Annotated in this window: 21 protein-coding genes; 9 read left to right on the top strand and 12 right to left on the bottom strand. The window is 44.5% G+C overall.

From position 1 onward, the window contains the following. The first annotated feature begins 101 nt into the window (after positions 1-101). The 8 genes from BLS59_RS21300 to BLS59_RS21335 all read left to right on the top strand — a co-directional run bounded on the left by BLS59_RS21300 (position 102) and on the right by BLS59_RS21335 (position 6,075). Positions 102-2,318 carry a hypothetical protein gene (locus BLS59_RS21300; RefSeq protein ID WP_091152383.1) on the top strand — a complete coding sequence of 739 codons (2,217 nt, stop codon included), beginning with the start codon at positions 102-104 and terminating at the stop codon, positions 2,316-2,318. Then, the gene (locus BLS59_RS21305) at positions 2,308-2,790 is read left to right on the top strand and encodes a CinA family protein (RefSeq protein WP_091152385.1); all 483 of its coding nucleotides are present in this window, start codon (positions 2,308-2,310) and stop codon (positions 2,788-2,790) included. Before BLS59_RS21300 ends, BLS59_RS21305 begins: the two co-directional genes overlap by 11 nt. After that, positions 2,787-3,239 (top strand): low affinity iron permease family protein, encoded by a 453-nt coding sequence (locus BLS59_RS21310; protein WP_091152387.1) that lies wholly within the window; start codon positions 2,787-2,789, stop codon positions 3,237-3,239. Before BLS59_RS21305 ends, BLS59_RS21310 begins: the two co-directional genes overlap by 4 nt. Continuing rightward, complete coding sequence (locus tag BLS59_RS21315) at positions 3,236-3,724, top strand: inorganic diphosphatase (RefSeq protein ID WP_091152388.1); 489 nt, start codon at positions 3,236-3,238, stop codon at positions 3,722-3,724. The genes BLS59_RS21310 and BLS59_RS21315 overlap by 4 nt, the downstream gene beginning before the upstream one ends. 126 nt (positions 3,725-3,850) lie before the next feature. After that, entirely contained in the window at positions 3,851-4,339 is a 489-nt protein-coding gene (locus BLS59_RS21320; protein WP_091152390.1) for a DUF421 domain-containing protein, read from the top strand. 66 nt (positions 4,340-4,405) lie between these two features. Continuing rightward, positions 4,406-4,963 carry a YciE/YciF ferroxidase family protein gene (locus BLS59_RS21325; protein ID WP_091152392.1) on the top strand — a complete coding sequence of 186 codons (558 nt, stop codon included), beginning with the start codon at positions 4,406-4,408 and terminating at the stop codon, positions 4,961-4,963. Between the two features lie 40 nt (positions 4,964-5,003). Further along, positions 5,004-5,336 carry a hypothetical protein gene (locus tag BLS59_RS21330; protein ID WP_162842729.1) on the top strand — a complete coding sequence of 111 codons (333 nt, stop codon included), beginning with the start codon at positions 5,004-5,006 and terminating at the stop codon, positions 5,334-5,336. 10 nt (positions 5,337-5,346) lie between these two features. Then, positions 5,347-6,075 (top strand): DUF72 domain-containing protein, encoded by a 729-nt coding sequence (locus BLS59_RS21335; protein WP_091152396.1) that lies wholly within the window; start codon positions 5,347-5,349, stop codon positions 6,073-6,075. Positions 6,076-6,155: 80 nt separating this feature from the next. Here BLS59_RS21335 and BLS59_RS21340 read toward each other — a convergent pair whose 3' ends face one another. After that, the gene (locus BLS59_RS21340) at positions 6,156-6,779 is read right to left on the bottom strand and encodes a DUF4142 domain-containing protein (RefSeq protein ID WP_091152398.1); all 624 of its coding nucleotides are present in this window, start codon (positions 6,777-6,779) and stop codon (positions 6,156-6,158) included. 221 nt (positions 6,780-7,000) lie between these two features. On the opposite strand from BLS59_RS21340, the gene BLS59_RS21345 reads away from it, so the two are divergent. Continuing rightward, positions 7,001-7,339, top strand: a complete 339-nt coding sequence (locus BLS59_RS21345; RefSeq protein WP_091152400.1) for a helix-turn-helix domain-containing protein — start codon at positions 7,001-7,003, stop codon at positions 7,337-7,339. Between the two features lie 666 nt (positions 7,340-8,005). On the opposite strand, the gene BLS59_RS21355 is transcribed toward BLS59_RS21345, so the two are convergent. From BLS59_RS21355 to glgX, 11 genes are all read right to left on the bottom strand, one after another. Next, on the bottom strand, positions 8,006-9,457 hold the full coding sequence (locus BLS59_RS21355; RefSeq protein ID WP_091152404.1) for a sensor histidine kinase: 1,452 nt from the start codon (positions 9,455-9,457) through the stop codon (positions 8,006-8,008). A gap of 11 nt (positions 9,458-9,468) precedes the next feature. Continuing rightward, the gene (locus BLS59_RS21360) at positions 9,469-9,801 is read right to left on the bottom strand and encodes a single-stranded DNA-binding protein (protein ID WP_091152405.1); all 333 of its coding nucleotides are present in this window, start codon (positions 9,799-9,801) and stop codon (positions 9,469-9,471) included. Next, positions 9,779-10,186: a response regulator transcription factor gene (locus tag BLS59_RS21365; protein ID WP_091152407.1), complete on the bottom strand. Its 408-nt coding sequence runs from the start codon at positions 10,184-10,186 to the stop codon at positions 9,779-9,781. Before BLS59_RS21365 ends, BLS59_RS21360 begins: the two co-directional genes overlap by 23 nt. Further along, positions 10,174-10,482: a hypothetical protein gene (locus BLS59_RS21370; protein WP_091152409.1), complete on the bottom strand. Its 309-nt coding sequence runs from the start codon at positions 10,480-10,482 to the stop codon at positions 10,174-10,176. Before BLS59_RS21370 ends, BLS59_RS21365 begins: the two co-directional genes overlap by 13 nt. Positions 10,483-10,623: 141 nt before the next feature. Further along, complete coding sequence (locus BLS59_RS21375; RefSeq protein ID WP_091152411.1) at positions 10,624-11,274, bottom strand: response regulator transcription factor; 651 nt, start codon at positions 11,272-11,274, stop codon at positions 10,624-10,626. A 55-nt stretch (positions 11,275-11,329) separates the two neighbouring features. Continuing rightward, complete coding sequence (locus BLS59_RS21380; protein WP_091152414.1) at positions 11,330-12,346, bottom strand: chemotaxis protein CheB; 1,017 nt, start codon at positions 12,344-12,346, stop codon at positions 11,330-11,332. Between the two features lie 37 nt (positions 12,347-12,383). After that, entirely contained in the window at positions 12,384-13,970 is a 1,587-nt protein-coding gene (locus BLS59_RS21385) for a PAS domain-containing sensor histidine kinase (RefSeq protein WP_091152416.1), read from the bottom strand. A 10-nt stretch (positions 13,971-13,980) separates the two neighbouring features. Beyond that, the gene (locus BLS59_RS21390) at positions 13,981-16,926 is read right to left on the bottom strand and encodes a CheR family methyltransferase (protein ID WP_091152418.1); all 2,946 of its coding nucleotides are present in this window, start codon (positions 16,924-16,926) and stop codon (positions 13,981-13,983) included. A 147-nt stretch (positions 16,927-17,073) separates the two neighbouring features. Then, positions 17,074-21,222: a malto-oligosyltrehalose synthase gene (gene treY / locus BLS59_RS21395; RefSeq protein WP_091152420.1), complete on the bottom strand. Its 4,149-nt coding sequence runs from the start codon at positions 21,220-21,222 to the stop codon at positions 17,074-17,076. Then, positions 21,215-23,047: a malto-oligosyltrehalose trehalohydrolase gene (gene treZ / locus BLS59_RS21400; RefSeq protein WP_091152422.1), complete on the bottom strand. Its 1,833-nt coding sequence runs from the start codon at positions 23,045-23,047 to the stop codon at positions 21,215-21,217. The genes treY and treZ overlap by 8 nt, the downstream gene beginning before the upstream one ends. Continuing rightward, positions 23,040-25,169, bottom strand: coding sequence for a glycogen debranching protein GlgX (gene glgX, locus BLS59_RS21405; protein ID WP_091152423.1), 2,130 nt, complete (start codon positions 25,167-25,169; stop codon positions 23,040-23,042). The genes treZ and glgX overlap by 8 nt, the downstream gene beginning before the upstream one ends. Positions 25,170-25,260: the final 91 nt, after the last annotated feature.

Genomic DNA, 25,260 nt, shown 5'->3' on the forward strand with positions numbered 1-25,260 from the left:
TATTTTTTAATTAAAAACTAAAAATAAAAAGCAATGTTTTAATAATTATTTCATAGCCCATACACTCTATAGTTTTAAATTTTAGTAAATCGAATTTACCTATGAAACCCTATTCACCCTGGTTATTGAATACAAATGCCATGCTCAATGAAGCCGGAAAAAAACCACTTTATGAAACAACGGCTAATGGTTACCGCTTTGGCGTTTATGACCTTGCAGACAGTTGCTGGCTGGTCGCCAACTGGCCAGGAGGCAGCCGGATAGCTTTTCGTTTAGCCTATTCACCTAATGATCAGCTGGATATCAACATCAATGAAAAACAAAATGGGCTTGTAATCCAGATCAGTTCAATGATCGGAAAATATGAAGTGACAGTAGAGTTACCAAATGAAACCTGTCCCGTTTTGCGGTATACAACCACCCTGACCACAGCTGCTCCGTTACTGTTTCCGTTCTGGCCGCGCGATATTGTGCCGCTGGGTACTTCAAGCAATGATCTGCTGGCTGAAGGCGAGATCCTGGTTAAACAAGTGGGCACGCGTTCCGGCCAGCTGTATATAAAACTGACCAGACCTAAGGCGGGTTCGTTTCTTTACCTACAGAACTTAACCGCGCTGGCCGATTATAATGAAGCCACGGAAACTTCGGCAGCGGAAACTGTTGGTGGTGAATGGCCGGAAGTGGGTTTCGCACTTCCTCCGACTGTTAAAAACAAACCGCTGGAAGCAGGTAAAAGCTATGTACTTAGCGATGCTATAGTCGCATTTTCTGAAGAGGTTGCTGCTGAGGAAGTGGCGATGACCAAGCAGTATCTGGATCTGTTGGCGGCCGTTTACCTGGCCATGCCTAAACCGGCAACGAATTATAAACACTGGCCGGATATCCTGCAAAAAGGCTTGACCGACTTAATCGACAGTCCCGGCTGTTGGTCGCAGGTGGACGGCAATCATTATTTTAACGCGTATGTATGCGATTATGCCACCCCTCCGGAGATCATGGTACAATTGGCGGTGCTACTGCCTTTGCTGGACTATGTAGAATGGAACGATGCGCAATTGATGGTGATGAAAAAGATCAAGGATGGGCTGCCGGCTTTTTATGATGAAAAACTTAAGACCATTGTGCGCTGGCACCCCAAACTGGCGGACAAACTGAAAGGAGAAGAAGAACAAAAAGAGCCGATGACCATGGATTCCTGGTACCTGCATCATCCGCTGTTGAACCTGTCGCGGCTTGCGCTCAAAGGCGACGAGGCGGCGAAAAAGCTGTTCCTGGATTCGTTGGATTTTTCTATCAAAGTAGCTCATCATTTTAATTACCAGTGGCCGGTATTTTATAAGCTGGATACCCTGGAAGTGCTAAAAGCCGAAACGCAGCCAGGCAAGGGCGGGGAGAAAGACGTGCCCGGTTTGTATGCACATGTGATGCTGCAGGCCTGGGAGCTAACGGGTGAAAAGCGCTACCTGGCGGAAGCCGAAAAGTCGGCGCAAAAGCTGATCGGGCTGGGTTTTGAGCTGTTCTACCAGGCGAACAATACTGCCTTTTCGGCGGGCGCCATCTTACGCTTATACAAAGTTAACAAAAAGGAAATCTATAAAGACCTGAGTTACTTATGCTTGGCCAATATTTTCCGGAACGTTCGGCTCTGGGATTGTAACTACGGTTATGGAAAAAACTTCCCGTCCTTTTTTACGCTGTTCCCACTGAATGATGCGCCATACTCAGCAGTTTACGAAGAGCAGGAAGTTTTTTGTGCGTTGCATGATTACCTGCGGCATGCGGAAGATGTCGACCTTCATCCATCGGTACGCTTACTTGTCGCGGAATATATCCGTTACTTGGTAGACAGGGCCAGTTATTATTACCCTACCATGCTGCCCAAAGAAATGCTCCAGGACAAGCCGAAGATAGGTGAAGTTGACCCTAATCTCTGGATCGCATTGGAAGACCTACAGGACGGCTGGGAAAAAAGCGGCCAGGTTGGCCAGGAAGTCTACGGCGCTGGTAACGCCTTTGGTATTTTGCCGCGGCATTATATGCAGGCGCAGGATGCAGGCCTGATGATCTACACTGATTACCCAAGTTATGGTTTTTCGGCAAAGGTCAAACAACGTGTGCATTTCCGCCTGGCCGGTGATGGGCGGCTAAATTGCCACCTGATGATAGTTAAGACCGGGCCCGCGAAACTACCGGAAGTAGTGGTGACACTTAAGGGCAACAAGGAACCGTTAAGCGGGAAAAAAGTGGCCAACGGTAACCTTGAATACGAGGTGCCTGGTAATGCAGAACTAATTATTCACTGGAACCATGGAAAGTAAGATCGAAACCTGCGGCAAGCTGATGGCGAAAAAAGGCCTGACCATTGCCTTTGCGGAAAGCGCGACGGCAGGCTGGCTCTGTTCAGAATTTGCATTGACCGAAGCCTCGGGCCAAGTCCTACAGGGCGGCTTCACCTGTTATAATGCAGATTTGAAAGTTTCGCTACTGAAAGTGCCCCAGAGCATGATTGATGAGTTCACGCCGGAATCCATGGAAGTGACCAGCGAAATGGCTTACCGCTTACCTGCTTTGATCCCAGCGGATATCCATGTAGCGGTCACAGGCCTGACAACGCCGGGCGGGAGTGAAACGCCCGAAAAACCCGTGGGGACTATGTTTGTCTTTGCGCTTATTCGCGGTAATACCGCCAGCTTCCGGAAAGTATTTGACGGCTCCTGCGAAGAGATCATCCATCAAACGATCCGGGCAACCGCAGAATTATTAATTACCGAACTCAACCGTTTAAGATGAAAAAGAAACCAAACTTTTTTGAGCGCTTCTCCAACTGGGCGACCACGGCAACCGGGAGTTCAGCGGCATTTATAATTGCCGCACTGACGATCCTGGTCTGGGCGGTGACCGGCCCGGTCTTTCAATATTCGGAAACCTGGCAACTGATCATCAACACAGGCACAACTATCGTTACTTTCCTGATGGTATTCCTGATCCAGAAAGCGCAGAACAAAGATTCCAAAGCAGTCCATTTGAAACTCAATGAGTTGCTGGCCTCGCATGAAGGCACGAGTAACCGCATGGTCAATATAGAAGACCTTACCGAAGAAGAGTTGGACCATCTGTATAAATTCTATATCCGGCTTTCGGAGCTGGCGCAGAAGGAAAACGACCTCACCCAGACGCATTCGATTGATGCGGCTGAAGCGAATAACCAGCAAAAGACTAAACGATACCATAAAAAATGAGTAAACAAAAAGAACAATCGATCACCGTGCTAATCGAATCGCCCAAAGGCTACCGGCAGAAATTTGATTATGAACCAGAAAGCGGTCGTATCAAACTAAGCAAGCTCTTGCCGGAGGGACTGATGTTCCCCTTTGATTTCGGAATGATCCCGGAAACCAAAGGCGAGGACGGCGACCCGTTGGATATTATCGTCCTGGCGGAAACTGGTACCTTTCCGGGTTGCCTGGTGGACTGCCGCCTCATTGGTGCACTGACGGCCGACCAAACGGAACGTGACGGCAAACAAATACGCAACGACCGCTATATCGGCGTTTCTGAGGTATCGCGCCAGTTTGCGAATATAAAAACGCTGAGCGATCTGCCGCAAGATATCCTGCCGCAGCTCGAAGCTTTTTTTGAAAATTACAATACACAAGCGGGCAAAAAGTTCCGGGTACTGGAAAGACTGGAGACAGAAGCGGCTTACAAATTACTCAATAAATGAAAATAACATTGGTTTTTTTATTCATCACTATACTTCTTGCGGCAGGCGTTTGGTTTGCGTGGCGAAAGCCGGCAACTAAAGTTAAACCAGCGACCGTTTGCGGTCGGCCCATAAAAAATTAAAACTATGGAAAATCTGTTGTACACTGTTTTTGGACAAGGTAAAGACCTTAACGCGCTGCAGATGAGCAGCCGGGGCATCATCGTTTTTTTTATCGCCCTTATCCTGATCCGCATATCGGGCCGCCGTTCCTTCGGGGTACGGACGCCGCTGGATAACATCATCAGTATTTCGCTCGGTGCTATCATGAGCCGGGCCGTGGTGGGCGCTTCGGCTTTTGTCCCTGTCATTGTATGCTGTTTCGTGATCGTGTTGCTCCACCGGTTGTTCGGCTGGTTGATTGCGCACAGTAAACGGTTCGGCCGCTGGGTGGAAGGGCAAAAGATTCCGCTGTTCCGTAACGGTGAATTCGATCATGACCGAATGAAACGTGCGCTGGTTTGCCAGGAAGACATCATGCAGGGTGTACGAAAATCCGCGCTGACGGATGACATGAACAAGATCGATCAGGTCTTTATGGAACGAAATGGTGATATCAGCGCCATCAAAAAATAAACACTGTTTGGAACGGGAATTGTAGTCTACCAACACAAATAAATAATTATAAAAAATCTAACTATTATGGCTACAAAAGCAAACAAAAAAGTGGCTACAGCAGCTGTTAGTCGCTCACCGGAAGCCCAAAGTGCTTTAAAAGAATTATTCGTTGATGAATTGAAAGATATTTACTGGGCCGAGAAGCATTTGGCTTCCGCTTTGCCTAAAATGATCAAAGGAGCAACCTCGGAAGATCTCAAACAAACCATTGCCAATCACCTGGAAGAGACCAAGAACCACGTGACTCGTTTGGAAGGCGTATTCGAATCGGTTGGCGAAAAAGCCGCCGCTAAAAAGTGCCTGGCGATGGAGGGTTTGCTGAAGGAAGCTACCGAACTGCTATCCGATACCGATAATGGCACCGAGGTGCGTGATGTGGCGATCATTTCTGCCGCTCAAAAAGTGGAACATTATGAGATCGCCTCCTATGGAACGCTGCGTACCCTGGCCGGAACATTAGGGTACAGCGAAGCACAGGGAATGCTGGACGAGACACTCGCCGAAGAAAAGAATGCGGACGGCCTGCTGACCAAGGTAGCCGAAAATTACGTGAACGAAGCCGCTGCTGCGGAAGTTGAATAAATTAGACATGGAGAAGGCCGCGAATGCGGCCTTTTTTAATATGGAACCATTATACTTTAAACTCAGTTCAGCGCAAAAGCTGATGATCATCCCGGATACACTGGCGCATTTGGATGGCCATCCGGTGATTACTCAAACTTACAGCCTCTTCAAAGACACGGATACCGGAAATCCGTTGATCGCCCGCAGTAAAGAAAACAGCCTACACCTGGAAGAAATCAATGATCCCAATTATTTAGGACACATCGATTTTGAACTGCCGGACAAGCTGTTCAGCTACCATCCTGGCAAAATGTCGCTGGAAAATGGCGAGCTTGAGCAGGTGATCGAGTTTTTAAGTAATCACCGGGATAATCCGCAGAAATGGAATTAGCACGAAAAGAATGAAATGGCATATCGGTTGTTCGGGCTTTCATTATAAACATTGGAAAGGTACCTTTTACCCGGAAGGCTTGGCGCAAAAGCGATGGTTTGAATTTTATACCGCTCAGTTTGGCACGCTGGAACTGAACGTGACATTTTACCGTTTTCCACGGGGCCCGGTACTACGCGGCTGGTACGAGCGGTCACCGGAAGACTTCCGCTTTTCGGTTAAGGCACCCAAAGCGATAACACATTTTAAGCAATTTCATGGCACCAGCGATATGCTCAGCGATTTTTACGGGACGATCCGGGAAGGATTGGGCGTTAAACTCGGCCCGGTGTTGTTCCAGTTCCCGCCGCGTTTCCATTATGAACCGGAGAGGCTTCAGCGCGTACTGGATCAGCTCGACTTGGGTTTTAATAATGTCCTGGAGTTTCGTCATACAAGCTGGTGGTGCGAAGAGGTTTATACAGCGCTGCGGCACAGAGGCCTAACTTTTTGTGGCATGAGCCACCCCGACCTACCGGCAGAACCTATAATAACTGGATCAGTAGTATATTATCGTTTTCACGGTGTGCCTGAATTGTATCGCTCGTACTATAGTGAAGAGGCGCTGGCAATTGTTGCCGATAAGATCAGGGTGGAACCCGGTGTGAAAGAAGTGTGGTGTTATTTTAATAATGATGCGGCGGTAGCCGCTATTCCAAATGCACATACACTAATTGACCTCGCTGGTAAGATATTGTAGCTTTAAACAACACTGATTTACAACAAATTTTTCAATTAGACAGCAACAGTCATAGTTTGCTGCTAGGTCAAACTGCATAATTATTTCAAATTAGCGCGTAACTTCACAATCGTATCGTAGTGCATTTTTAGCACCGGCAGCGTCTTATCTATAAAAGTAGCCATTTCAGGATAATGAACAACTTTTCTGGCATCCTGGAAAGCTTTAATATCTTTCTGGTGATCTGCAACCATCGCTTCAACATAAGCCCTGTCAAAGTCCGATCGATTTTTGGAGCTCAGTTGTAATTTAATTTCTCGCTCTTCTTTACCTAATGTTGCCGGCAAGGCCACTCTTTTTGCCCTGGCAATATCTTTTAATTCTTCATTGGCCTTCGAATGGTCTTTGATCATCATAGATGCAAATTCCTTCACACCGGAATTAACGGTTTTTTGCAACGCAAGTTGAGCTAATTCAACCTCAGCCATGCCACCGTCGGCAGCCTCGACAGCGAATTTCGCATCAGGTGAACTGACTTCCCGGTCACCCCTGCCAGCTTTCTTGTTATTCAGTGAATCATAAAAATTGTTTACGCTATCAGCTTTTTCCTTACTATCCTTCGAGCCGCTGTTGCAGGCGGCGCAACATAAAACCGCAATAAATAAACCGCAAATATTAAATAACAGCGATAGGCTGTAGCGTTGAGTTTTGATTTTATTGATCATAATGGGAGTAATTATTAATTAAATACATTAATTTATAATACAATAAAAAAGTGCATATGTTTATTTTTTTTGAATAAATACAATGCTATTCTCGCCGTTGACCTTAGGAATTAGTCAATCTTTTATTCATGATTCTATTAATGAGCTTCTAATAATTTAAAATAATAACAAATTAAGATCTTTGAACGTAAAAGCTTCAGCGTCATTTAAACAACCGGCAAATGAAAACACTTGGACAAAATATACGCCTTTTAAGGCATCAAAAAGGATGGAGCCAGGAAATTGTTGCCAAAATGCTTGACGTTTCTATTCCCGCCTATTCAAAAATAGAAACGGGCATTACGGACATCAACCTATCGAGGCTTGAACAAGTGGCGAGTGTATATGGAATATCAACGGTTCAGTTATTAGCCCTTGGCGAAGCGAATGAGGTAGATGGGTTGAATATACTGGAAGATTTATATCAAAAACTTGCTGTAAGGGAAACAGAAGTAATAGATCTTCAAAAAAAAGTAATTGAATTATTTGAGGCAATACGTATAGGTAATGAAACTACCTGATTTGCACTGTTAAATTTCGCAATTTATCTTCTCATAAAACGATTTGAAACTATGAATCACACTTGGAAATATAAACCCACTTGAAGTGGGTTTATCGTAGCGGCTATTAAGGTACTATCGTAAAGCGGTTTTAGCTTTTAATAGTAATAACTAATACGATGGATATTGAAATTTGTTGCCTAACGAATAATTAAAAAAGATTTGGATTAGCCTGCCATATTTGAAAAGGCTGCCGTTAAACCTGGCTCAGCCATGCCTGTAGCTGAGGGATAAACTCATGGTGAGGAGTGTCAATAAGTCTCACATTGTCCAGCGAATATAAAGCCGTGCGTATTTGATCATCTGATATATACACCCTGAACAAACCGGAAAAGGAACCTTGCCCCGCTTCTGTGAAATAGACAGTACCATAATTATGGTAACTACAGGTGTGTAAAAAAGTGACAGTTAAATCTCCGAATAAATAGCAAGTATCCGCCAACTTTTCTAAAGCCTCATTCCTGCCATCACATAAAAGTAATGGAGCTTCAGTTCTAAGTAAGTTGATTAAACTGCCAGACATAAAAAAATCTTACTATATATAATTCATCATAAAATTGGTATTAAATTTTGACAGGCATCAAAGGATAAGTATTAATCACGTATTTATACATGTATTTTACGTATTTAACGCAACATGGGCAGACTAAACCAAAACGTTGAACCTTTACCTGGTGTGCTGATCAATCCAAGCTTACCATCGTGTTTTTCAACAATTTCCCGGGCAATAAACAAACCGAGTCCTAAGCCATTAACCTGCTCCTTAATTTTGCCATCTACGCGGTAAAAGCGCTCGAACAACTGTGACTGTTTATCCTGCGGAATGCCAATACCATAATCCCTTACGTTCAACCTTATTTCATCGTCACTACATTCTATTTCTAATTCCACCGAATTTGCGTCCGGAGAGTATTTAATGGCATTGGTAACCAGATTAGTGATCACCTGGCTAATACGGTTTCGGTCGGCATAAACGCGAACAGGCTTTGTTAAATTAAAAATTTTGATGCTGTGACTACTGCAAGTTGCCTGTACCGCTTCCGTTACCTCTGTTATACAGCCGGCAAAATCAAACCAGTCTTTATGGTAGTGCATTTCACCGGCATGAATCCTGGTCATGTTTAGCATATCATCAATCAAGGCCAATAAGCGGTCAAGTTGAGCCTCCATACGTTCAACAAGCGGCAAGTCCTGCGTTCTGCCTTCTTTCAGGTGCTTCAACTTTATCAACTGGGAAAATCCTTTCAACGAAGTGATGGGTGTTTTTAATTCATGCGACGCTATATGCACAAAATCATCCTGCTGCCTGGCTTTATTGATCCTGCTGGTAACATTTCTGTAATTGAAAACGATGGCCTTAACAGGTTCATCCCTAAGCATATTATTAACACAACCCTCAATCCATTTCCATTCGCCATTCTTGCTCCTGAGCCTTTGCAGAAACGGTACAGATTTACTTTTGCCGTGCAATAACCTTAAATAATTAAGTTTAAATTCCATCTCTTCTGATGGGTGGATAAGGTCATGTAGCTTGCTCGTCTTCAACTCTGCCGGTGTAAAACCGAGGATTTTTTCTACTGACGAACATACATAAGTAATTGTTCCATCTTCATCAGCCGTCAAAAAACCTTCCGGGTTGTTCTCCAATATTTCACGCAATCGTGTTTTTTCGCTACTCAACCGGTGCTGGGTAATTTCGATTATTCGGATTAAGCCGGTCAGCAATAACCCTTCAATGGTAAATGAGCCGGCTGAAACACCGAAATAAATTTGCTCCTTTAGCGGGTAAACATGTAAAATGAAAACGACTGCACAAATGCTGCTAAAAATAGTGGCCCAGAAAGCAGATATGCTGCCGCCCAAACACGCGCAGACGAAAACAACGGCAAAATAAAATATAAACGGTGCGGTACGGCCAATCTGTTGCAAAGGAACGCCAAGCAGCCAGGTGGCAAAAAATGAAAGCAACAGCGGAGCTATCAATTTCAGCCATAGCGGGCGCGACTTTGAACTTGCTGCGTTTCCGATGCGCAGCAACAACCCATTTTCAAATAAATGCTTATTAATATATGACAACATGCCCTTGCGCCTCAACCAACACTATATAATTTACTTACCAGTATCTCTGTCTGATACCGTTTGATGCCATCAGAATCGGTGTCACTTTTTGTTTTCAACTTACCCTCCAGGCAAATCAGTTTATCCTTACTCAAGTATCTTGTTCCGCTACGTAACATACCCGCAGGTACACTTATTATATGGTATTCTGCATGATCTTCGTTTCCCGCTTTTTTAGCAATTCTTTCCTGCGTGACAAAACGAAACCGGAGATATTCTACGGACCCGGGCTGAGCTTCCATGGCAGTCTCATTACAAATGTGGCCAACCAACACCACCTTGTTAATACCGTTCCTGTAATCCATTACTGCTATTTTTACTAAAAGAGATCAATAAGCTGTTGATTTGATCAACCAATTCGTCCAAATCAAAAGGCTTGGCTATAAACCGGTCGCAATTGTAGGTTCCGAGCGATAAAATTACTTTAGGGTAAGCAGAAATAATCACTACCGGCAAAGCACTTGTGCTGGGATTGCTTTTTACCTGGTGACAAAGTTCACCGCCATTAATACCATCAAGTAAATAATCTATCAGTAGTATATCGGGTTTGTAACCATCAAGGTCTGCAAATATATCATCGGTACTTTTTGTTACATTTACCTGAAAACCCTCATAAGTCAACGCCTCCTCCATCACATCCAAAACGTCACCGTCGTTGTCAATAATCATTACCTTTTTTAGACTTTCCATATATCCTTTTCAAATTTTTTTGTAAAAAAAGATTCATGTGACTTCAGTCCGCCCTTACCTGTATCAATAACAACTACTGTGTCATCATCTATCCCTTGTGCCATAAGCACTGGCTCCTTTTTTGTCTGAAAATAAGTATCGTAGGCAAGCGGTAAGAATTTTAACCTTGGCGTCTTTTTTACCGGAGTGAGCGTAATACAGGTCTTCATTCCAAGTAACGTAGTGCGGGAATAACAGTGGTGGTACCCTGATTTTATCAAAAAATCGATAAGGGTGGGCGTGATCTGTATTTTCATGGCTGTTGGTTTGATGATCAAATGTAAACAGCCGTTTTTTTTACAGTACCGTATTTATACTACAACCTAACAGAATAAATACGGTATATTATATTTCTAATTAAAATCAACACTTAAAATATTAAAAATATAAAATAATAATTAACCAATTATTCCATTTACCAAGGCAAAGCGAATGAGCGCTGCGGTGTTACGTGAGCCGGTTTTATCAATAAGCGCCTGGCGGTGCCCTTCGATAGTACGTTTACTGGTAAATATTTTATCGGCGATTTCCTGATTGGTAAACCCGTCAGCTACCAAACCAAGTATTTCCACCTCGCGGCTTGACAACTCTATTCCGTCTACAAGTTCGGTATTTACCGGATCGGGAATTGTAAGCAGCCGGTTCAAAAAACGCGTAGTCAGCTCCGAGCAAATATATTGCGAACCGGCAAAGACGTGTTTAATAGCAAATATTAGTTCGTCGGCACTTGCGCTTTTTAACAGATAACCGCTGGCGCCCGTCTGGAAGGCCTGCACCACGTATTTTTCGTGATCAAGCGCACTTAACACTATAGTACGGCAGCCGGGGGCAACGTCCCTTAATTTGGCTATGAGTTCTATTCCCGAAAGTTCGGGCATATTCATATCGGCAAGTACAATGTGGGCCGTTATACCCTTTTTCAGCAGATCAAGCACTTCCCTCCCGTTCAAAGCCTCGCCGGTTATTTCAAAATCCTTTTCCTTTTCAAAAAGCGACCGGATGCCGTTCCTCACTATATTATGGTCTTCTGCCAGTATGATTTGAATCATGCCCTTGTTGGTTTGGTTTGTCCCGTATCTTATTACCTATAAACAGGCTAACGGTTTAAAGATAACCTTCATCTGCCGGCCCCGTTTTTCCTATAGCTACCAATAATTTTTTTAAACGGTCGATATGTATCGCTAATTGTGCGGCCTTTTGCCTGTATGTCGTCTCAGTTTCCGCGCCACTTTGCAATTCGCCCGCCTTGCCGGCTAAATTCAGGAAAAGGTTCTTTCGTTCTTCCAGCATTCTTACAGATATCCACAAAGATTCTTCCAAAGCTTCATTTTGCTTTTCCATTAAGGCGTTTTCTGTATAAACGTGCCCGGTATGGCACCGGTACCTCGCAAAATCTTCATGTTTCATTTTCCAAAGGTTACCGCCACAATCCGGACAGGTAAAGTTGCTATGTTCACCTATTCTTTCCATCTCATCAATACTGCTAATCATTCGCTCGGTAATCGCCGCCTCTATTTTTACATCTTCCGGTATGGGCACCAAATCCTTTTTCGGCTGCGTAAGTATTTCTTCGATGATGTAGCCCATATCGTTTATAAGCACCTGATAATCCACCTGTACATTATTAAGCACATTGGCAGGCATATCTTCAAATTCGGCCTCACCGGGTTCCTGTACAATACATATTCCGCCGCTTCTTTTTATTGCACTCATACCCGATGTGCCATCGTCAAGCATGCCGGTTAATATAATTCCAATTACATGTGAATCATAAGCGGCGGCCGCCGAACGGAACAATACATCAATGGATGGGCGCCACCGGTTTTCATGAGGCCCATTTGTTAACCTGACAATACCCCGCTTTATAAATAGATGGTGATTAGCAGGCGCTATGTAAATTTTACCTGCAGTAATAGGTTCACCGTCTGCCGCAACCTGGCACTCATAGTTAGTAGCGCGTTGAAACTGCGTACGAATAATCTCGGCCTGCGAATTTTTTGACATGTGGATTACCACAAAAACGGCTATTGGCAGCCCCGGCGATAATTTACTTAAGAGCTGATTGACTGCTTTTATACCACCTGCAGACGAACCTATTACAATAATTTGTTTAACTTCCATAAAGTATAAATATGGTTAAATGGCATAGCCATTTTTGTCAGAAGCTATGCTGCAAGCTGATGTTTACCGTTGTTCCATTACCTGGTTCTGAAATTATCTTCATTTGCCCGTTGTATAAGTTCATCCTGTTTTTAATACTGCTCAAACCAGATCCCCCGGGTAGCTGCTCCTGTTCTGCTACGTTAAACCCCTTTCCATTATCTTTTACCTCGATATCGATATTTTTGTTTTTCTTAATGGTTAATTTTACCAATGTTGCGCCGGAGTGCTTCATACAGTTGTTGATTAATTCCTGTATTATCCTGAAAATACTTATTTCCATCAGCGGATCTAAACGTTCGTTAAAACCAGATATTTTGGCCCTTATCTCCATATTTTTGGCGGATAAGCGTTTTACAAGCTCTTCCACAGTAGCAGGCAGTCCAAAATCCGTTAAAATGGAGGGCGCAAGTTCAAACGATATATTCCGGGTTTCGCGAATGGCCAGGTCAAGCAATTCACTTATCTCCAGTACCGCCTTGATATTGTCTTTATCGCTGTTAAGCAAGCCTAATTTAATTTTTACACCATATAGCAGCTGGCTCACACTATCGTGCAGCGAATCGCTTATTCTTTTTCGTTCGTTTTCGCCGGCGTTAAGGGTAGCAAGCGCAATGTTTTTTTGTTGATTTTGCTTTAACCGGATGGTTTCATCCTCAAATCTTCGTTTTTCGGTAATATCCATCATAATACCTACCAGGCGCTTTTGTTGCCCGGGCAAAGCGATCACATGGCCGCGGATGCCGGCATAACAAATCTTGCCTTCTGTGTTAACCATACGGCAAACCACATCTATTTCCTTTTCCTGATTAATGGAAGTCCTGAAATGCTCATCGGCCATCTCTCTGTCCTCAGGGTGTATCAAATTAATAAAAGTTTGATACTTTCCATCAAACTTACCGCCCGGTACTGCGCAAATATTATAATTAAATTCGTCCAGGTAAAACCTCATTGTTTCCAGTTCCAGTTCCCATGTGCCCGCAGATGAGGCTTCCAGTGAGAGTTCAAGCCTTTCCTTTACCTCCGCAAGGTTCTTTTCGGCCTGTATACGTTCGGTGATGTCAATTACGGCAATATAGTACTGCCTTAATGCAGGCGATTGCTCGCTGGTAAATATCCCTTCTATCTGCGCGTAAAACTCCCGGCCGCTCGTTGATATCAATTTAAGCTGGCATGTATGCCGGCCACCATAGCGCAAAGCATGATAAAAAGTATTAAAATGATCTATATATTCCTGAGCTACAAACATGCGTAGCGGCTTACTCATAAGCGTTGCCTTACCTGCCTGCATTAAACTGGTACCGGCATTGTTCACTTCATTTATAAGCCCGGCCTGCGTAAGAATAAAATAACCAACCGGGGCCAGATCATAAACACTTGCAAACTTTAGCTGCTGCAATTCCAACTCCTGATTTGCCGTGCTTAATTCATCATTTTGCATTTCCAGCTCTATCTGGTGCACCTGCAACTCCTGGAAAAGCACTTGCATATCCTTTTCGTTAACGTTACTGCCTGCCTCTCCTAACTTTTGCAACACTTCTTCGGCTTTCATGCGTAAGTTGCCGAACGAGCCTGAATTTTCCATACGTTTAAAATTAAGCGGTTTTAACCAGCGTTATCATGGTAAGCATTTCGCCGGTTTCATCCTGTGATTTTATTTTACGGGCATATATCTGATAGTTTTTCCCGTTTATGACCAACTCTGCCGGCTCGGTTCCGGTATTTTTTATAAATGCGGTTAACCTTTTGACCTGCGCTGCATCCCTAAAAGATCCATTTAAAAAACTGATTACGGACTTACCCAAAATTCCATCATTATGTCCGTTTAAAAGTTCCCTGCCCGCCTTATTGACGTTTATAATTTTTTGGTCGGGTCCTGCCAATAATATCGGCACCCCCGGAATATCTATTACCTTACCTGCAAACTGCTGCACCAATTCCAGCTTTTGCTCCATATTTTTATATTCTGTAATTAAAGTAAATGTGATTACAGCGCCCGAAATAAAATTATCAAGTGTGCGGTAAGGCATTATCCGTACCTTATACCATTCGCCGTTTTTAGTTTTCACCTCCAGTTCCTTGTTCAGCAGCTTCTCTATTACCTCTTTGATATCATTTTCGATGGAGGTATTATCAAAATTGGATACAACATGTAATATGGGCCGGCCAACATCAGTGGGGATGAGGTTAAATAATCTTCTTACCTGGGGCGTGTAACGCAGTATATCCAGGTTATTATCCAAAAAGATAGTACCTATCTCGGTAGAATCAAGCAGGTTTTTCATATCATTATTGATCCTGGTCAATTCATCTGTTTTTGACTGATACTGCATGTTTATGGTCATGAGCTCTTCATTTAGCGATTGCATTTCTTCCTTGGTGGTAAGGGATTCTTCGTTAGTACTTTGCAATTCCTCATTGGTACTCTGCAACTCCTCATTGGTTGATTTTAACTCTTCAACTGATGTTTCCATTTGCTCAATGGTATTGTTCAACCGCTGTTTGGTATAAACCAGTTCTTTTTCCAATTCTTCAGTTACCTGATCTTTTTGTCCCCCAGCAGCAATAGTTTTGCGATTTTTCTTTGATAAGCCTTTATCATCAAAGGCTAAAAGTACCAGGCCATGCAAACCTGTATCTTCCAGGAGGGTTGCCTTTAACGATATCAGCCTTAACTGGTTGCCTTCCCTTATTTTTATATCTTCAATATTCACCTGCCCCTTTTGGCTACGGGCCTGGTGAATGATATTGCCAATTACGTACCGAAGCTCTTCCCGTGCCATTTTATGAATATTCATAACCGCTTCTCCATGCGGTAATTCTAAAAATCTACCCGTTTTTCCGTTGCTGTATAGTATATCGCCCTTTTCATTAACTAAAACGGCGGCGGGCGTAAAGTTTTCTAACAAGATTTTATTAAACGTATCAGCTACAGATCTTTTAGTGGCTATTTTGTCCAGATCATCCAGCTTAATGCCTGCTGCAGGCAGGTGCCTTGAAACATTAAAAGGAAAATCAATCATGCGACCTACAGAAGCGCTACCTTCCTTGCGTTCATAAATTTTCCACTTCGGATCAACAGAAGTAAACATGTCTGTAAAACCACCAATCGTTTCGGCAGGCCCCATAAACATAAGCCCGTGCGGAATAATGGCGTAATGGAACACAGGGATGATCTTTCGCTGCAGTTCGGTGGTGAGGTATATCATTACATTGCGGCATGATAACAGGTCTAACCGGGTAAACGGCGCGTCCTTAATAAGGTTATGCTGTGCAAAAACTATCATTTCCCGCAGTTCTTTTTTAACCTGGTAGGTATTTTCGTTTCCTATGAAATACTTCTCCAGCCTTTCCGGCGAAACGTCGGCCGCAATATTACTGTAGTATATGCCAGACCGGGCGTGATCTATGGCCTCTGAATCAAGATCTGTAGCAAATAACTGGAGCTTTGGCCAATCATGTTTATCCACTTCCTCCAGACTTTCCATTAGCAATATTGCAATGGAATATGCTTCTTCGCCAGTAGAACAGCCCGTTACCCATACCCTTACAGTTTCGTTTCGTTTCTTTTGTTTCACTAACGTGTTAAACTGCAGCTTCAATGATTCAAAAGCGAACACATCCCTGAAAAACTTTGTAACGCCGATAAGCAACTCGTTAAATAAAACATCTGTCTCCTGCGGATTTTCTCTTAAAAAAGTCACGTATGTTGCATAATCGGGTATTTGATGATAGGCTATACGCCTGTCTATACGCCGGTTAATGGTACTCTTTTTATATAAAGAAAAATCATGCCCGGTATGGGAACGCAGCAGCATTAATATTTTTTGAACCGCGTTTGAGTCCTGGATTGCCTGCTTTACCTGTTCAGATGCCTCTTCGGCCAGTACCGGGTGATTAAGATACTGAATTAGTTTTACGGGCATTTCTTCGGGCGATAGTACGTAGTCTACCAGGTTTGTACTGATTGCAGCCAAAGGCATACTGTTGTATTGCGCTGTTTGAGGGTCCTGCACCATTACCATGCCTAATTTTTCCTTTACCATACGCACACCGGTTTCACCGTCAGATCCCATTCCGGAAAATATGATGCCTACCGCTCTGTTCCATTGATCATCTGCAAGGCTTTGCAAAAAATAGTCTATGGGTTGCCGGTACCCATGCGTTATTGCGGGCTGAAGCAGTAATAATTGCCGGTTATGCAAGCCCATATCCTTATTGGCCGGTATTATATAAACCTTATTTTCTTCAAGCTGCATGCCGTCAACCGCCTCTACTACCGGCATAGCGGTGAAAGTTTTAATCAGATCAGCTACTTGTCCTTTATGATTAGGGTCAAGATGAATAATGATAACAAAGGCCATCCCGCTTTCGGCAGGCATGTGGGTAAAAAATGCTTTAAATGAAGCAAAAGCACCAGCTGATCCGCCTAAAGCAACCACGGGGAAGGATTTTCCCCTGCGTTGGTATAATTCTCCGGATTCATCAACTTCGGTTTCTGGTTTAATTTTTTTTACTGGCTTTACCGACTTTTCTGGCATGAGAGGCTATTTAGGATAGATGGATAGATGATCAAAAATAAATATAATTTAATTAGGTAGTTATATTATAATAAACAGCACAGTCCATCCCAAAGCTTAAAGATTTGCACTGAGGCATAAATAGGTAGTGAATCGCAAATCTCGTTGCTATCTATTATATAGCTTGACCATACGCCTCAGCATCGTGGATACCTGTGGCTTAAGTTGGCCAGGAAGCAACCGCCAAAGCCAGTTACCGTGCTTAGATGAGGGTATATTCATGCGCGCATCGGCACTTAAACCCAAAACATCCTGTAATGGCATGATAGCAATAGCCGAAACGGAGGCATAGCATAACTCCATCATCAGTTTATCGACATTCCGTTCGTTAACAGCCGTGCGCAGGTAGGCCGCAAGCAGCGCGCGCTCGGTCGCTGTCAAATCTTCTTTATACCAACCCCGGCTGGTATTATTATCATGTGTTCCTGTATAAGTTACGCTGTTTGGCATGTGGTTGTGGGGCGCGTGAACTGAAACCGGCATGTCCGCTCCGAACGCGAATTGTAATACATTCATGCCGGGCAGTCCCAATTTGTTACGTAATTCGTATACTTCTGTGCCAACTTTTCCCAGATCCTCGGCAATAAAAGGCAGTCCGTCTAAAACTTTTTTAAAGACATCAAAAATGGCCACGCCGGGGCCTGCCTTCCAGCACCCGTTTACGGCGATGGTTTCGGTTGCCGGCACCTCCCAATAATCGTTAAATGCGCGAAAATGATCCAAACGGATGACGTCAAAAAACGCGCGGTTTCTTTTTATTCGGTCGATCCACCAACCGTAGCCTGTACTTTTTAGCTTATCCCAGCGGTAAACAGGCATTCCCCAAAGCTGGCCATTTTCATTAAAATAATCCGGCGGAACGCCTGCTACCCCAATCATGTTTTTGTTATTGTCCAGACTAAAGATTTCCGGATGTGTCCAGGCATCGGCTGAATCATAACTTACATAAAATGGCAGGTCACCGATGAGCTGAATACCCAAATGATTAGTGTAACCTTTAAGCTTCGTCCATTGCTGAAAGAATTTGAACTGGAGCCATTTTACATATTCAATATTACCTTGATTAACATTCGAAAACGATGCCAGCGCATCGTTGTCCCTGTGCTTAAAAGCGATGCCCCAATCATACCAGGGCAGGCCTTTATGATGATCCTTCAATGCTGCGAACAGCGCATAATCATCAAGCCATGAACTTTCCTTTTTTTTGAAACGAATATAATCTTCTTGTTCTTCTGAGGAAGCGTTGCGCCGGAAACGGTGGCAGGCAATTACGAATAATTTATTTTTGAGCTCCCCCGCCCCATCAAAATCCACGGTAGCTGTATCCGACAAATAATATGGGGCTACGTCATCCTGGCTGAGCAGGCCATCGGCCACTAAGTCGTCCGGACTGATCAATAAGGTGTTGCCAGCCATACTTGAGGCTGAACTATAAGGGGAATATCCTGTAGCTTCGCTGGTTGGGTTTAGGGGTAACAGTTGCCAGTAGCGTTGCTGTGCGTTGCCCAAAAAATCTGCAAATGCCCTTGCGCCAGGGCCGATATCACCGACGCCATAGCGCGAAGGCAACGAGGTGATATGCATAATAATGCCGGCGCTTCTTTTTTGCTGATTATCGGCCTTCAAAACGCAAAATGGATATTCCTTAAAAATAGCGCTAACCTCTGCCCGGGGGTTGATGATACTTTTTTCCCCGTTAAGCAAATTCGTCCATTGAACAGGTGCGTCTTCCGGCAGCAGGATTGTGGTATCTTCCCAGTCGAAACCCGGAAAGGTTTGATCTGTCAGTTTTGCCAGGTGCAGCGGTGCAGCAATAAGCAGCCAATCCCTATGGTAACGCCGGGCAAACGCTACAACGTTATTCCTGTATTTTCCCTTAACCTGTAACGGAATATAAACTCCCTTTGAAAATAACTCCGGGTATTCACCGCGTTGATGTAATAATTTATCGGTTAACCAAAATTTTAACGAGCCGTTGTACCTGTTATCCCATAAAGTTTTTGGATCAAGGTCACGTAATTGGTTGACTTGTCGCGCCCTGGTTTCAAAATCAACAGGTCGCCGGTTATCCGGATCAACGAGGCTAAAGTCCCACAGCTCACATCCCTGGTAAATATCAGGAACGCCGGGGCAGGTGAACTTAAGTAACACCTGCACTAAGGAATTAATCACGAAATGATCGGCCAGTTTTGCTTGTAAGTCATCCAGCCTCTTCATAAAACTACTCTGCGGCTTGAGCAGTAGTTGGGCAAAGTGGAGGGTGGCTTGTTCATAATTTTCATTGGGCGCTGCCCATTGGCTGTTTACCTTTCCTTCGCGTAGGGCCTTGGTTAAATACGCTGAGAAGCGTTCGGCCAAATTATCCTGCTCCTGGCCCGGCAAGGCAGAAGAACCGGCCAAAGTTTGGTAGATGAGGTATTCATCATTGGCATCGGGCGCGCCGCTCTTTTTAATTTTTTCGTACTGGCTTTGCCAGGCTGTCACTGTTTTAAACCACTCGCCGGGCATTTCCGTCAGCACGTTAAGCTTAGCTCTTACGTCTTCGCCGCGTTTAGTATCATGGGTTGACGTTGTGTTCATAGTAAAAGGAAACTTTTCCTGCCGTTCGGTCATCATTTGATGAAATGTGCTGATCTTTAAACCAAATTCAGCAGGCGAATCGCCAACCTCGTTATGGCCAATGAACCGCTCGTACGTATACATCAGCGTATCTTCAACGCCCTTAGCCATCAGCGGTCCGGTAAACTGCATACAACGCTGGTAAAAGCGCAGGATGTCTGCCCGTCTTTCTTCATTGCCCGCCGGCCTGGTTAACAGGTTCTTTAAAAGATGCACAGCATAGCTTATCTGAGGTTTGTCAGCCTTAACGGCTTTGAGCAATTGGCTTACCGACCTCGCCTCCTCTTTGCTTAGCGGTAGCTGATTACCATAAAAACGGTAAACCGAACAGCGAATGAGGAACTCTGCAATAACGGATTTAATATCTCCGGGCTGTACTTTTCGCAGCCGGGCTGGCGTAATAAGGTTAAGATCAAAAAACAACCGGGTCAGGTTTTCTAATTCACCCGCCATGTGTTGGTGAAGGATAGCCGCCTTTTTTTCCAGTATGGACCTTTCAATCGTTTTTCCGTTTTGAATATGTTGTTTATAAAAGGCGGTAAACTGGCTTTTATTATCATACGCGGTGAGGAGGTTATTAACAATGGCGAGGAAATCGTAACCCGTATTGCCCTGAACCGGCCAGTCGGCAGGAAAGTGTTCACCGCTTTCCAGGATCTTTTCTACAACGATATATACATCAGGTCCTGCAAGTTTGCGAAGCCGGTCAAGGTAGCCGGCGGGATTATATAAGCCATCAATATGATCTACGCGTAATCCCTGGAAAATTCCTTTATCCAACAACTCCTTTATAAAACGGTGGTACTCATTAAATACGGCTTCCTCCTGTATATTAAGACAGATAAGGCCGTTCACGGTAAAAAAGCGGCGATAATTGATCTGCTCGTCGCTGTCCTTCCAAAAACTAAGCCGGTAGTGTTGCTCCTCGGCTACCTGCTGTAACAGTTCGGTGTTTTTATTAATGACTTCCAGCGCTGACTTAATATATTTCGCCACGGGCGTATTATTTCTCACTGTATGCAAGGCATCTTTAATTTCATCGCCGGTGGTGGTTGACTCCAGAAGCACCTGAAGTTCATGTGGAACGTTTCCACGCTTTAACTGAAACACCCGAAAATAGGTATCGCTGTTAACGGGGTAGGTTTGATCTGCATATTGAAGGCCTATACGGCCGTTCGCCCAAATTAGTCTGATTTCCCCGTCTTTGATCAGATTGGGTAATGGGCTGCCCAGAAAAGGGACCATGAGCTTACCGTCGAACTCAGGAGCCTCCCATATGATGTCAAAAAAGCTCGCGTACTGCGATTCTCTCCCGTTTTCCAGCACGTCCATCAGCCGGTTGTTAGCTTGATGAAAGGCCATATGGTTAGGAACGATATCCTGGAGCCACCCGATATCCAGCTTTTTCAAAGCAGCACTGATATCTTCCAATTCTTCCAGCGTTCCGATCTCGGGGTTGATCCGATGCGGGTTTACCACATCGTAGCCATGATTGCTACCCGGCACAGCTTCAAAAACGGGCGAAGCGTAAATCGTTTTTACACCAAGTTCATGCAAGTATGGTAAGATTTTCTTCAGGTGCCGGAAAGTAAAATCTTTATGAAATTGCAGGCGGTAAGTGGCTATTGGGTTATACATATTGCTCGAGTATTAGAATACTTTGTGGCTGAAGCGTAAAATGTGGACCATCAGGTATTATAGCTGTTGTATAAATTGGTCCGTTCCATTGCCAATCAATGGAGTTAAAGATGAGCCGGCAGTTGTGATGATCCGCTAAAAAAACTGTTCTTGTTTCGTTCGAAAAATTAAGCAGGCAGGTCACTACGTCATCTTCATACCTCCGCCGGACGATAAGCACATGTGACTCCTCATCAACAGTCGCCCTGCATTGTTGCCTGTCAAGTGTGCGCAGAGCCGGTTTAGTCTTGCGTAACGCGATAAGGGCGCTATAATAATTCAGCATTAATTTATGCGGCGGTTGTTTAAGCAAAGTCCAGTTTAACTTTGAAGCGTTAAACGTGTCCTCTGCCTGCGGGTCTGGGGCCTCACCTTCGGAGTGAAAAGCCGCAAATTCCTTCCTGCGTCCATCGCGGACCGCGCTGATCAGTTCCGGATCAGTATGACTCACGAAATACAGGAACGGATTAAGCTCACAATATTCCTCGCCCATAAAAAGCATAGGAAGGAATGGGCTGATCAAAACCGTAGCCGCCATTAGTTTTTGCACTTCAAAACTAAACAGGCGGCTGGAACGTTCGCCTAATATCCTGTTGCCGACCTGATCATGATTTTGAGAAAAAACCACGAATTGCTTGCCTGGGTTTTCTTCAGGATCGGCACCAAACAATTTATCCCGCTGGGCAGAATAACGACCGTAATAAACATACCCATGATTAAACGCTTCGGCCAGGTCGCCTATACCGTTAAAGTCGCTATAATATCCTTCCTTTTTGCCACCGGAAGCAATACGAAGCGCGTGGTGAAACTCATCCGTCCATTGCGCATCCATACCAAAACCCGCTTTGCTCAGGGGATTGATAAAACGCGGGTCGTTGAGGTCGCATTCTACGATCAGGTAATGCCGCCTGCCGTTTTTTTTAATTAATTGCTCCGTATATTCCTTTATTTCCTGCAGGATATGCTTAGTGCTAAAATCCTTAATGGCATGAACCGCATCCATTCGCAGGGCATCGATATGAAAATCGCGCAGCCACATCAGGGCATTTTCGGTAAAAAACCGCCGGACGCCGTAGCAGCCCGCATCATCAAAGTTGATGGCATTACCCCAGGGCGTATGATACTTATCCGTAAAAAAAGGACCGTATTTTTCAAAGTAATTACCCTCAGGACCAATATGATTGTAAACTACATCCAGGATCACCGCCAGCCCTTTTTGGTGACAGGTATCGACAAGTTTTTGTAAACCCGCGGCACCGCCATAACTTTCTTGCACGGCAAATGGGAATACACCATCGTAGCCCCAGTTTCTGTTACCCGGGTACTGGGCCACAGGCATCAATTCAATAGCGGTAATACCTAACGAAATCAAATGATCCAGTTTATCGCTAAGCCCTTCAAACGTACCATCCGGGCTGAAGGTGCCGGTATGTAATTCATAAATAATGTAATCTTCCAAAGGAATATTTTGCCATTGCTGATCCGTCCATTGAAACTCACGCAAATCAAATGCGAAAGATGGACCGTGAATATCCGGCTGGTTTAAGGAGGCAATATCCGGCCATTCCTGATCATCAAGAATTACCCGGTAACGGGATCCCGGATGGATTTCGTCAGTGGTTAACTGCCAATAGCCGTAATCAAGTTTTCCGAGTTCGATATCCTGATCCTCTCGGATGCGGATCGTAGCCTTTTCTGCCCTTGGCGCCCAGATCAATACCTCGGCTTTTCCAACACTATTGAAGTTTACGCCTAATTTTCTGCCGTCTATCGATACCTTATCCATTTTTCTCATTTTTACATTGTATCAGTACAACAGACCTGCCTTCAACATGAATATTGTCTGCTTGTTGATATTGTTTTTCTTCTGGTCCCTCTGCCCGGCTGGTATCTATAACTACCACCCATGACCCTCCGTATCTTTCGGGAGGAATCTTGTAATCCAGGCCCTCTTCATGTGCATTAAAAATGAGGTAAAAGTTATCATCTTTAACGGGACTGCCATCAGAATCAACGCTTTCAATACCGTCACCGCTGAGATACATTGCTACCGACTTGGCAAAGCCTTCTTTCCAGTGACTTTCTTCCATTTGGGCGCCGTCAGGCAGGAACCATGCAATATCCTCGATTTTGGAATCTTTGGCAGGTACTCCCTTAAACCAGTTTTTTCGCGAGAAGACGGAATGAGTGTTCCGCAGATGGATAAGTTTGCTCGTGAACGCCAGCAGTTCATGGTCTGCCGCCTCCCAGTTGAGCCATGAAATTTCGTTATCCTGGCAGTAAGCGTTATTGTTGCCTCCCTGGGTACGGCCCGTTTCATCGCCTGAAACCAGCATAGGAACCCCTTGCGATAAGAATAATGTGGCCAAAAAATTACGCTTTTGCCTGGAACGTAAGGCCTTAATCCCTTCATCCTCCGTTGGGCCTTCGGCACCGCAGTTCCATGACCGGTTGTGCCCTTCCCCATCGTTATTATCTTCGCCATTGGCGTCATTATGCTTCTCGTTATAAGAAACCAGATCGTTAAGAGTAAAACCGTCATGGGCGGTAATAAAATTTATGCTGGCGGTAGGGCGACGGTAGTCCTGGTAAAGATCAGCACTGCCGGTAATGCGGTCGGCAAACTCCGCGATGGTATTTTCTGCCCCGTTCCAGTAATCGCGGATGCAGTCCCTGTACTTACCATTCCATTCCGCCCATCCTGCAGGAAACTTGCCAACCTGGTACCCTCCCTCTCCGACATCCCAGGGCTCGGCAATCAGCTTTACCTGTGAGATAACAGGATCCTGGTGTATGATCTCGAAAAATGCGCTCAGCTGGTTTACTTCGTGGAGTTCACGGGCCAGGGTAGCCGCCAGGTCAAACCTGAAACCGTCAACATGCATTTCGGTAACCCAATACCGCAGGCTGTCCATCATCAGTCTGAGAACATTGGGCAAATTGGCGTTAAGGGTATTACCCGTACCGGTATAATCATTGTAGTAACGCTTATCATCCGTTAACCGGTAGTAGGATGCATTATCAATGCCCTTAAACGATAACGTTGGCCCCATCTGGTTACCTTCGGCCGTGTGGTTATAAACAACATCAAGAATAACCTGGATTCCTGCCTTGTGCAGTTCCTTGACCATGGATTTAAACTCAGTAACCTGTTCGCCACGCACAGCGCCTGAGGTATACCTCGCATCAGGTGCAAAAAAACCTATAGTATTATAGCCCCAGTAGTTACTTAAACCTTTTTCCTTAAGCGAACGATCAGATATGAAGGAATGTACCGGCATTAGTTCGATAGCCGTTATGCCCAGTTCCTTAAGATAAGTAATGGTTACCGGATGCGCGATCGCTGCATAAGTGCCGCGGATGTTTTCGGGGATAGCGGGATTTAACATGGTAAATCCCTTTACATGTGCTTCGTAAATAACGGTATTATAATATTGCAAGGAAGGGGACTTGTCATCTTCCCATTCAAATTCCGGATCGATCACTACAGATTTAGGTATAAAGGGGGCGCTATCGGTATCACTGAAGCCCAGATCCGCCTCATCATTGCCAACTTTATATCCAAACAGCGCATCATCCCATTTAATTGAACCGGCGATTGCCTTTGCGTATGGATCAATTAAAAGCTTGTTAGGATTAAAGCGATGACCATTTTGGGGTTCATATGGTCCGCTTACCCGGTAACCATATAACTGGCCGGGCTTTATATCCTTTACATAAATGTGCCAGATGAAATCTGTTTTTTCTGTAAGCCTGATCCGCGCGGATTCCTTGCCGCTGTTTTCGTCATCGAAAAGGCAAAGGTCCACGCCGGTCGCGTTTTCCGAATACAAGGTGAAGTTTACACCCTCGCCGTCATAAGTTGGTCCTAAAGGGAACGGTTTCCCTGGTAAAGTTTTAGCATTCATTGAAAGTAATTAATCCGGTTATATACATCGGGACAGCGGTCCCGGTGTATATAAATTAAATTAATGATAAAAAGTTTTTAAACGCATGAAT

The sequence above is a fragment of the Mucilaginibacter pineti genome (assembly GCF_900101875.1).
Taxonomy (GTDB): domain Bacteria; phylum Bacteroidota; class Bacteroidia; order Sphingobacteriales; family Sphingobacteriaceae; genus Mucilaginibacter; species Mucilaginibacter pineti.

What these genes read in the sequence shown, in the direction of transcription:
- BLS59_RS21385 (WP_091152416.1), bottom strand. Translation starts at nt 13,970, where the DNA reads ATGGAAAATTCAGGCTCGTTCGGCAACTTACGCATGAAAGCCGAAGAA.
- BLS59_RS21315 (WP_091152388.1), top strand. Translation starts at nt 3,236, where the DNA reads ATGAGTAAACAAAAAGAACAATCGATCACCGTGCTAATCGAATCGCCC.
- BLS59_RS21330 (WP_162842729.1), top strand. Translation starts at nt 5,004, where the DNA reads ATGGAACCATTATACTTTAAACTCAGTTCAGCGCAAAAGCTGATGATC.
- BLS59_RS21305 (WP_091152385.1), top strand. Translation starts at nt 2,308, where the DNA reads ATGGAAAGTAAGATCGAAACCTGCGGCAAGCTGATGGCGAAAAAAGGC.
- BLS59_RS21375 (WP_091152411.1), bottom strand. Translation starts at nt 11,274, where the DNA reads ATGATTCAAATCATACTGGCAGAAGACCATAATATAGTGAGGAACGGC.
- BLS59_RS21370 (WP_091152409.1), bottom strand. Translation starts at nt 10,482, where the DNA reads ATGAAAATACAGATCACGCCCACCCTTATCGATTTTTTGATAAAATCA.
- BLS59_RS21340 (WP_091152398.1), bottom strand. Translation starts at nt 6,779, where the DNA reads ATGATCAATAAAATCAAAACTCAACGCTACAGCCTATCGCTGTTATTT.
- BLS59_RS21360 (WP_091152405.1), bottom strand. Translation starts at nt 9,801, where the DNA reads ATGGATTACAGGAACGGTATTAACAAGGTGGTGTTGGTTGGCCACATT.
- BLS59_RS21300 (WP_091152383.1), top strand. Translation starts at nt 102, where the DNA reads ATGAAACCCTATTCACCCTGGTTATTGAATACAAATGCCATGCTCAAT.
- BLS59_RS21335 (WP_091152396.1), top strand. Translation starts at nt 5,347, where the DNA reads ATGAAATGGCATATCGGTTGTTCGGGCTTTCATTATAAACATTGGAAA.
- BLS59_RS21320 (WP_091152390.1), top strand. Translation starts at nt 3,851, where the DNA reads ATGGAAAATCTGTTGTACACTGTTTTTGGACAAGGTAAAGACCTTAAC.
- BLS59_RS21310 (WP_091152387.1), top strand. Translation starts at nt 2,787, where the DNA reads ATGAAAAAGAAACCAAACTTTTTTGAGCGCTTCTCCAACTGGGCGACC.
- BLS59_RS21355 (WP_091152404.1), bottom strand. Translation starts at nt 9,457, where the DNA reads ATGTTGTCATATATTAATAAGCATTTATTTGAAAATGGGTTGTTGCTG.
- BLS59_RS21345 (WP_091152400.1), top strand. Translation starts at nt 7,001, where the DNA reads ATGAAAACACTTGGACAAAATATACGCCTTTTAAGGCATCAAAAAGGA.
- BLS59_RS21325 (WP_091152392.1), top strand. Translation starts at nt 4,406, where the DNA reads ATGGCTACAAAAGCAAACAAAAAAGTGGCTACAGCAGCTGTTAGTCGC.
- glgX (WP_091152423.1), bottom strand. Translation starts at nt 25,169, where the DNA reads ATGAATGCTAAAACTTTACCAGGGAAACCGTTCCCTTTAGGACCAACT.
- BLS59_RS21365 (WP_091152407.1), bottom strand. Translation starts at nt 10,186, where the DNA reads ATGGAAAGTCTAAAAAAGGTAATGATTATTGACAACGACGGTGACGTT.
- BLS59_RS21390 (WP_091152418.1), bottom strand. Translation starts at nt 16,926, where the DNA reads ATGCCAGAAAAGTCGGTAAAGCCAGTAAAAAAAATTAAACCAGAAACC.
- BLS59_RS21380 (WP_091152414.1), bottom strand. Translation starts at nt 12,346, where the DNA reads ATGGAAGTTAAACAAATTATTGTAATAGGTTCGTCTGCAGGTGGTATA.
- treZ (WP_091152422.1), bottom strand. Translation starts at nt 23,047, where the DNA reads ATGGATAAGGTATCGATAGACGGCAGAAAATTAGGCGTAAACTTCAAT.
- treY (WP_091152420.1), bottom strand. Translation starts at nt 21,222, where the DNA reads ATGTATAACCCAATAGCCACTTACCGCCTGCAATTTCATAAAGATTTT.